A 7980-nucleotide genomic window follows, 5' to 3' on the forward strand; every position below is an offset into this window, starting at 1 on the left:
TTTTTTAGATGATGTAATTTATATTGAGAGCTGGAGTCCTAAGTATGAAAATTGTCAAACAGTAAAGCACTGGTTTAATGAATGGAATACAAGAGGAAAAGTGCTTGCTTGGGATATAAAGCAATTTTTTCATAAGGATAATCAAACTATTGTAGAATGGCACTTCAAAAAGAAAATGTCATATTGAGCCAGGTTATGGTAGAATAGTAGGGGATGGGAGTCATAACGAACTAATTTTGAATTGTGATAGCTATAAGTTAATGTATAAAAATGAGTTTGAATGATTTCAGGATATTAAAGGAGAGTTATTAGTGAAACTTCAAGAAAAAAATGTCAAAAATGGAATGAGAATGTTAGCTATATATTATATAATTTGGCTGATCTTTATTCTAGTTTTTAAAATGTCATTTTCTATTAATGATTTATTAATTGAAAGGAAAATAAATTTAATTCCTTTTTACCATGACAATAATGTTAATATTAAAGTTATTTTAGATGAAATGGTATTAAATATACTTATGTTTTTACCATTAGGAATTATGATTAGATCTATATTTTTTGATAAAAAAAGTTCGAAAAGCATATTTTTTATGCTTACATTTAGTTTGATTGTAGAATCTTTGCAGTATGTGTTATCGATAGGAATATTTGACATAACTGACATAATTAATAATACTTTAGGCGGTATATTAGGAATAACATTATATAGTATTTTTGTTAAAAAAAGTAAATCTAAATTTAAAGTAGATAGATTTATTTTCTTGATAGCTTTTATTGGTGCTATTTTTATAAGTTTAATATTGATTATTCTTCTTAAATATAATGGTATGTAGATAAAATTAAAGATTTAAGGCTATAATTAAGCGTTGTTTGAGTAAATAAAGGCTTAAGCTACCTAATTAAGAGAGTTATTATAAAAGTATTTATCATATAATTATCTTAACAAAGTTGATATTTATTTGTGGTAAGTTGCAGAGTAATATTTTTGTTTGATAGCAAAAAATATTACTTATATAACTCATTATTAAGATATCTATCGGTATTTTTTCTTAATTGAGTAAGCTCGTAAATCAAGATGTTCTTATTGGAATATTCTACCATAAGAATATCTTTTTTACTTTTATATTCATCGTAAATATTTGATAGTTCTTTTATGCTTAAATTTTTATACTTGTTTTTATCTAAAGTTTTTTGCCTTAGATGAGTATATAAGGGCAAATTGTGAATATCCCGGAAATTGGAACGGAGAAATAGAGAGAATTGAAGAAAATGAAGATACTATTATTTTAGCTTGTCGGGTTTTTCCAACAGATAATAGTGAGTCTTTTCATGTAGTAAGTTTTATCTATCTTGAAGATAATTTGATTGTTGATATGGATGAATATTGGTCTTATGATGGATTGGCACCAGAATGGCGTAAGAAAATGAAAATTGGGAAACGCATTAGGTAAATTTCAATTTTGAAAATCAAGCAATTTAATAAAAACTAACACAGTAACAGTAAATCAAAAATGGTTTGCTGTTTTTTATTGTCTAAAAATGGAAAGGAGAACTTATGGAAGAAGAAAAAAGAAAAATACAAGTACCACCACATAAACAGTTAATTATGGATATTGGGAAGACAAAATATACTGTAAACCTACATTTTAAGCAAGGAACAGGCGAAACATACAAGGATAAAATATTAAAGCTAATCAAGAGAGAAACAGAAAAGATATAAATTTTTCAAAGAAATTTTGTTTATGTCCTTGACAAATCTTCCCAAAAGGCACACTTGTGTTAGAGTGTGGAAAAATGCTTTATGAAAATGGATATGACATAAAGATTTTAAACACAATAAACTTTAAAAAATCAATGAAATACAATCCCTTTGCATATTTGAGAAGTGAAAAAGATATTTTAAAGCTTGTCCAAACGATTATTGCTAATACTAAGGGAGATGGAGAAAAGGCTGGAGAAGATTTTTGGGTAAAGGCTGAGAAGTTATATTACACCGCCCTTATCGGTTATATCTATTATGAAGCACCAGAAGAAGAAAAGAACTTTAAGACGCTATTGGATATGATTGACGCAAGTGAAGTCAGAGAAGATGACGAAACCTATATGAACCCAATTGATAGGCTTTTTGAAGCACTTGAAAAGAAAGATCCAAGTCATTTTGCAGTTAAGCAATATAAGAAATATAAGCTGGCAGCAGGGAAAACTGCCAAGTCAATTCTAATATCTTGTGGAGCAAGACTTGCACCTTTTGATATAAGAGAGCTTAGAGAGCTAATGAGCGAAGATGAACTAGAGCTTGATAAAATTGGAGATAGAAAAACTGCTTTATTCGTAATAATATCAGACACAGATGATACCTTTAACTTTGTAGTCTCAATAATGTATTCCCAATTATTTAATCTACTATGTGATAAGGCAGATGATGTGTATGGTGGAAGACTTCCAGTTCATGTTAGGTGTCTACTTGATGAGTTTGCAAATATAGGATTAATTCCTAAATTTGAGAAACTAATAGCGACAATTCGTTCAAGAGAAATATCAGCAAGCATAATTCTGCAAGCTCAATCTCAATTAAAAGCAATTTACAAAGACCATGCAGATACAATAGTTGGTAACTGCGACTCTACACTCTTTTTAGGAGGAAAAGAAAAAACAACAGTAAAAGAATTATCAGAAACTTTAGGAAAAGAAACCATAGACCTATATAACACATCAGAAACAAGATCAAATCAAAAATCTTTTGGACTAAATTATCAAAAAACTGGTAAGGAACTTATGAGCCAAGATGAAATAACTGTAATGGATGGCGGTAAGTGTATTTATCAGTTAAGAGGAGTAAGACCTTTCTTATCTGATAAATTTGATATTACAAAGCATAAAAATTATAAGTTACTGGAAGATTATGATAAGAAGAACTTGTTTGATGTAGAAGAGTATTTAAAAAATAGAGATAGGGTAAAGTTAAAATCAAGTTATAAAATAAATAGGTTAAATATTTGATTTTATGGAGAAAGCAAAATGTGTGAAAGTAGAAAATCATCTTTAATTATATTAAATATAAATGGGGAGCAGTTTATTCTAGAAAGTGATACAGAACTCACAATGGATAAGAAAAATTATATTGAAGCAATATGTGAGACAATGTACGATGAGAGCAATGAATGGTATGAAAATATATATGATATGTCCCCATATGATATAGCTGAGCTATTTGAAAAAACAGTAAAAGAAGAAGTAGGAATAACTGTTACATTTAAAGCGATAGATCTCGAAGTATCTATTTTAGAAGACTAGAAATAAGGCATTAATAGACGATAGAAATTAAAAACTCTAAAAAGAAAAATCAGCAAATATAATATTTCAACACAATCTCAATTAAAAGCAATTTATAAAGAACATTCAGATACAATAGAACTATATAACACATCAGAAACAAGATTAAACCAAAAATCTTTTGGTCTAAATTACCAAAAAACTGGTAAAGAACTTATGAGCCAAGATGAAATAATTGTAATGGATGATGGTAAGTAAATATATCAACTAAGAGGAGTAAGACACTTTTTATCTGATTAATTCGATATTACTAAGTATATGAATTACAAGTTGTTGGAAGATTATGAAAAGAAAAATTTATTTGATGTAGAGGACTTTTTAAAAATAATTATAAGATAAAATTAAATAGAAATAATTTGATTACAAGATTATGATTGGGTGCTAGCATTAAAGAATTTTTGCTATAATATTAATAAATAGTACTACGGAGGTTAACATATTATGTCTTTTGATAATAAGGAAAAATTTAAAAATGAGATTAAAAAGCTATTTGATTCAATATATGATTTAAATAATCAAGATTTTCCTGAAGAATTCAAGTTTTTACAACTTAATGAACAAGATTTGCTTAAAAGCAAAAAAAGAAATAGCAAATGCAATTATGTACACTGTAATGAAAGAGCCATAGGATCCCATTCGTATTCTCGAGATTTTTTAAATTCTATTACTCAATATGATGATGAAATATTTTGTTTAAATTTGGATAATATGTATAGAAATATGTACATTAATAGAGAATATTTTCCATTAAATAAAAAACATATAAATAATGCTGGTGTGGAAAATTTATTTTGTTCTAAGCATGATAATGAAGTTTTTGAAAGAATAGAAAATTTGAGATTTAAAACAGATTTGGATACCTATTTGCATCTATACGGATATAGGTTTTTTATTTTTGAGTACTATCACGAGAATATGACCAAAAAAGAATTACAACCCAAAATATATGAGAATAAGAGCTATTCGAAACAAATCAATAAAGAGCTACAAGAAAAATATTTGTCCGATAAAGAATATACTATAGATTTCCTAGATAATTTATATAACAAAAGTAATTTTGACAAGGTAAAGGAAGTATATGATAAAATTTTTTGTGATAATTCATCACCAACATGTAAAGAATTTTCTGAAAATTTCATATTAAAGAAGTTTAAACTTAAAGGTGAAATTAATTTTTTTGCCAATGGCTCTATGGCATATAAAAATGACTATTCAGATATAAATAGCCATTTGCCTTCTGTTTATGCGATTGTCCCTGATAGAGAATACAAATACTCATATTTTACAATAATAACACCTAGGCAGGAAGAAAATTCTATGAAAATAGTGTTTGATGAATTTGATAAGTTATATCATAAATATATCAAGGAAGATAATAAAGAATTCTTAAAGTATGTAATGCTTTTTATTTTAGATTGTAGTCAGAACATTTTTTTTGTTGAAAAGTTTTATAAGAGGTTAACAAATAATAATGATATTGATAACTTTAAAAAAGTGTATTACTATTTAGCTCAAGCAAGATTGTGTAACGATATAAGTGTATATTTAAGACAAATAGCATATGAGTATATTAGTAAAATCAATTTTATTTAGAAATTTTAGTTGGCGATAGAAATTAAAAACTCTATCGTCTTTTTTTATACTCAAAATTAGGAGGTTAAGATGGTAAGGATAAGAAGTCCCACTTAAAACAATTTAATATATAAGACATTTAGCGATTGAATTATAAGTTCAGTCGCTTTTTTAATTGAAATTTATAGATTAAGGAGAAGAAATTAATGGATAGAGAAATGATAAATATTAATGCAAATTTAGTTAATGAAGCTAAATTTTCAGAATTTGAAAAAGATGGAGAAAATGTTCAAGTAGCAAATTTTGCTCTTGTAAAAAAATATGGAAAGGGCAAAGAATATACAAATTGTTCAGTATATGGAGAAAAGGTAGAAATTGTAAAAGAATTTGAAAAAGGAGATCTAATCCATGTCTTTGGATATTTCAAAGAAAACAAAAAAGGAGATAAGGTCTACAAGAACTTTATAGTTAAATCACTAAACAAAATAGAAAATAAGAAAGAAAACGAGGAGGAATAATATGGAATTTTTTACAGCTGGAGTTGGAGTTTTAAAGACACTTGTAACTGCAATTGGTGCAGGTTTAGGAGCATGGGGAGTTATTAACTTAATGGAAGGTTATGGTAATGATAACCCTGGTGCTAAATCTCAAGGTATTAAGCAATTTATGGCAAAATAAGGACGGAATAACACAACAAATTCTCTAAAACAAATCACTAAATCAATGTAAGATTGAATGAAATCAATATTTATGCTATAATTAATTAAATAAATCTAATAGAGAGAAAAAGAGGGATATTATGGCACTTAACTATAAACCATTATGGATACAGTTAGCAAAAAAAGGATTAAAGAAAACAGATGTAATAGCCATGGCAGGACTTACAACAAATGTTATGGCACAAATGGGCAAGGATAAACCAATAACAATGAAAAACATAGAAAAGATATGTAAAGCTCTAAAATGTACGCCTAATGATATATTTAGTTTTGAAAATACATTTGAAAGTGAGATTTAAAATCAACAGAGATATATTAAAAATACAAAAAATATTATTTTAAATGGTCAAAACACTTGACTATTTTTTTTAAACATGATATACTCAAAGTGAAAATAATTAAAAATACAAAAATGAAAAAGCGAATGAAAATGTAATTTATATAGGAGGTAATATAGTTGGAATTTTCAGATGGTGAATTACTAGTAATGGAAGAATTGTGGAAAGGCGATGTCTTAGACGAAAATGGAGAAATCCAAGCCTTAGCCTTATCAAAAATATTGATGGAAAAGTACGATATAAGCAAAACCTCTTGCTACACCTTTTTTGGAAGATTAGTAGAAAAAGGGGCGATAGCCAGGAGATATCCTAAATACACAATTAGGGTCCTTGTATCAAGGGAGGATGCTCTACTAAATAAGCAAAAAGAAGCCTTTCACAAACTTTTTAAAGGATCGCTTTTAAATATGTGTAAAACGTTTTTGCAAAATGAAAAAGTTACAAAAGAAGAAATAGAAGAGATGAAAAAATTAATAGATAGCTTTGACGAAGAGGACGAAGAGGACCAAGAGGAAGACAAGGATGGCAATAAGTCTAGTTAGGGTAATTACTCTAGAAAAATCTATAAAAAGTCTTTACTTACTAGTTCTAATTCTCTTAGTTAGACCAATATTAAACAAGAAAGCCTTTAGGTCAGCAAGTATTATTTTGTGGATAGTATTATTAATATATTTAACAAGTCCCTATGAATTTAAGCTAGGAATAGAAAGTGTAAAGAAAAATAGTATTTTATCATATTTGCTAGGTTTAACAAATCTTTTTAATTCTTGCTTATGTTGGTTAGTAAATAAACTAGTAAATAAACTAGGTTATATATTTTTTAAACTAAACCGGATAATCGGTTCGATTTTGATTTTCACTTATTTGGGAATAAAAATTTATAAATTTCATAAAGTTATGAAAGGCTCTACGCTTACCCATAATACTTTATGCAAAGAAAAAATAAGTGAATTTGGATTAAAAAGAAAAGTAGAGATTTATATAAATAACAATTTTAAAACACCCCTTACCTTTGGCGTTTTAAGACCCAAGATAATCCTACAAGATCATATACTAGATGATGAAAAATTGCTAGACCATGTTTTGATCCATGAATTGATCCATATAAAGAAATTTCATATTTTACTTAACCACCTGGTAAATATTGTAGCCTGCCTATATTGGTACAATCCAATCTTATGGCTAAGCTTAAAATATATAGACCAAGATATAGAAATAAATTGCGATAAGCTAGTGGTTCAACAATTAGGCGACACAATAAAAAATAGAAAAGAATATTGCATGTCAATGCTAAAGTTATTAGAAATAAAAAGCAATACAAATAATTTTGTTTTAAATTTAAACCCAAATAAAGAAAGGATGCTTATTATGAAAAAATGGAAAAAGACACTTGCAGGTTTGATGGTTTTTATGTTTGCGTTTACATTTTGTTTACCGGTATTTGCCAATGTGACCGACCTAAATCAAGATAGGATTGATACAAAAGGTGAAATAGTCACTAATATTAACTCGGAATTTGGAGATAGGGTTCAAATAATAAGTGATGAAGAGTATCAAAAGTTAGAATTAGGAGAAGTATCGAGGACAGGTCTTAGAGCAGCAAATGTTGATGAGAATATAAGATTAAGTAGATTTGATAAGATAGACTATGAATTTAACATGGATACCTGGACAGGTCCAGTTCATGATGGTTTTACAGTTAGATTAAAAGATATGTCTTGCTCAGGTGGAATTAAATATCAGGTAATTATTGAAGAAGATGGAAAAATTATATATAACAAATTTTTTTCTTCAGACTCAATATTAAAGGTTAAGGCTAATAGAGGAAGTAGATATGTTGTTACGATTGATAATGAATCAAATAAAACATTATCAGGAAAGGTAAAGATAAACTCATATGTAAGATAGATAGGAGGTAAAATAATGGATTTAAATCCTATGAGATATAGTAATGGCGATTAGTTTAGATGCTATATTCTATAATATAACTAGAAACAACAGTTGGAAAAATAGATAAT

Annotated in this window: 9 protein-coding genes and 5 pseudogenes; 13 read left to right on the forward strand and 1 reads right to left on the reverse strand. The window is 27.4% G+C overall.

The features are described 5' to 3' along the window. Both HMPREF2801_RS05800 and HMPREF2801_RS05805 read left to right on the forward strand, forming a co-directional pair. Nucleotides 1–181 (forward strand): annotated as a pseudogene (locus tag HMPREF2801_RS05800) (nuclear transport factor 2 family protein); the annotation flags it as partial. Nucleotides 182–311: 130 nt separating this feature from the next. Further along, the gene (locus HMPREF2801_RS05805; protein WP_070611151.1) at nt 312–833 is read left to right on the forward strand and encodes a VanZ family protein; all 522 of its coding nucleotides are present in this window, start codon (nt 312–314) and stop codon (nt 831–833) included. A 172-nt stretch (nt 834–1005) separates the two neighbouring features. On the opposite strand, the pseudogene HMPREF2801_RS09600 reads toward HMPREF2801_RS05805, so the two are convergent. Continuing rightward, nucleotides 1006–1188, reverse strand: a pseudogene (locus HMPREF2801_RS09600) (endonuclease); the annotation flags it as partial. Between HMPREF2801_RS09600 and HMPREF2801_RS05810 the strand changes: the two are divergent. The 11 genes and pseudogenes from HMPREF2801_RS05810 (at nt 1140) to HMPREF2801_RS05855 (ending at nt 7870) form a co-directional block, all read left to right on the forward strand. Then, nucleotides 1140–1451: a nuclear transport factor 2 family protein gene (locus HMPREF2801_RS05810; protein ID WP_246829985.1), complete on the forward strand. Its 312-nt coding sequence runs from the start codon at nt 1140–1142 to the stop codon at nt 1449–1451. The pseudogene HMPREF2801_RS09600 and the gene HMPREF2801_RS05810 overlap by 49 nt on opposite strands. A 104-nt stretch (nt 1452–1555) precedes the next feature. Next, nucleotides 1556–1720, forward strand: a complete 165-nt coding sequence (locus HMPREF2801_RS05815; RefSeq protein WP_019118571.1) for a transposon-encoded TnpW family protein — start codon at nt 1556–1558, stop codon at nt 1718–1720. A 41-nt stretch (nt 1721–1761) separates the two neighbouring features. Continuing rightward, a pseudogene (locus tag HMPREF2801_RS05820) lies at nt 1762–3000 on the forward strand (VirD4-like conjugal transfer protein, CD1115 family); the annotation flags it as partial. Nucleotides 3001–3018: 18 nt separating this feature from the next. After that, nucleotides 3019–3294 (forward strand): hypothetical protein, encoded by a 276-nt coding sequence (locus tag HMPREF2801_RS05825; RefSeq protein ID WP_070611155.1) that lies wholly within the window; start codon nt 3019–3021, stop codon nt 3292–3294. A 111-nt stretch (nt 3295–3405) separates the two neighbouring features. Beyond that, a pseudogene (locus HMPREF2801_RS09485) lies at nt 3406–3707 on the forward strand (type IV secretory system conjugative DNA transfer family protein); the annotation flags it as partial. A gap of 67 nt (nt 3708–3774) precedes the next feature. Continuing rightward, nucleotides 3775–4926: a hypothetical protein gene (locus HMPREF2801_RS05830; protein ID WP_070611157.1), complete on the forward strand. Its 1152-nt coding sequence runs from the start codon at nt 3775–3777 to the stop codon at nt 4924–4926. Between the two features lie 185 nt (nt 4927–5111). Next, the gene (locus HMPREF2801_RS05835; protein ID WP_070611159.1) at nt 5112–5423 is read left to right on the forward strand and encodes a single-stranded DNA-binding protein; all 312 of its coding nucleotides are present in this window, start codon (nt 5112–5114) and stop codon (nt 5421–5423) included. Nucleotide 5424: 1 nt separating this feature from the next. Then, nucleotides 5425–5577, forward strand: a pseudogene (locus HMPREF2801_RS05840) (Maff2 family mobile element protein); the annotation flags it as partial. A 127-nt stretch (nt 5578–5704) separates the two neighbouring features. Further along, entirely contained in the window at nt 5705–5923 is a 219-nt protein-coding gene (locus tag HMPREF2801_RS05845; RefSeq protein ID WP_007516539.1) for a helix-turn-helix domain-containing protein, read from the forward strand. Nucleotides 5924–6081: 158 nt separating this feature from the next. After that, nucleotides 6082–6504, forward strand: coding sequence for a BlaI/MecI/CopY family transcriptional regulator (locus tag HMPREF2801_RS05850; protein ID WP_023055641.1), 423 nt, complete (start codon nt 6082–6084; stop codon nt 6502–6504). Continuing rightward, nucleotides 6485–7870, forward strand: coding sequence for a M56 family metallopeptidase (locus tag HMPREF2801_RS05855; protein WP_070611160.1), 1386 nt, complete (start codon nt 6485–6487; stop codon nt 7868–7870). Before HMPREF2801_RS05850 ends, HMPREF2801_RS05855 begins: the two co-directional genes overlap by 20 nt. Nucleotides 7871–7980: the final 110 nt, after the last annotated feature.

This window comes from Peptoniphilus sp. HMSC062D09 (assembly GCF_001811425.1).
Classification (GTDB): domain Bacteria; phylum Bacillota; class Clostridia; order Tissierellales; family Peptoniphilaceae; genus Peptoniphilus_A.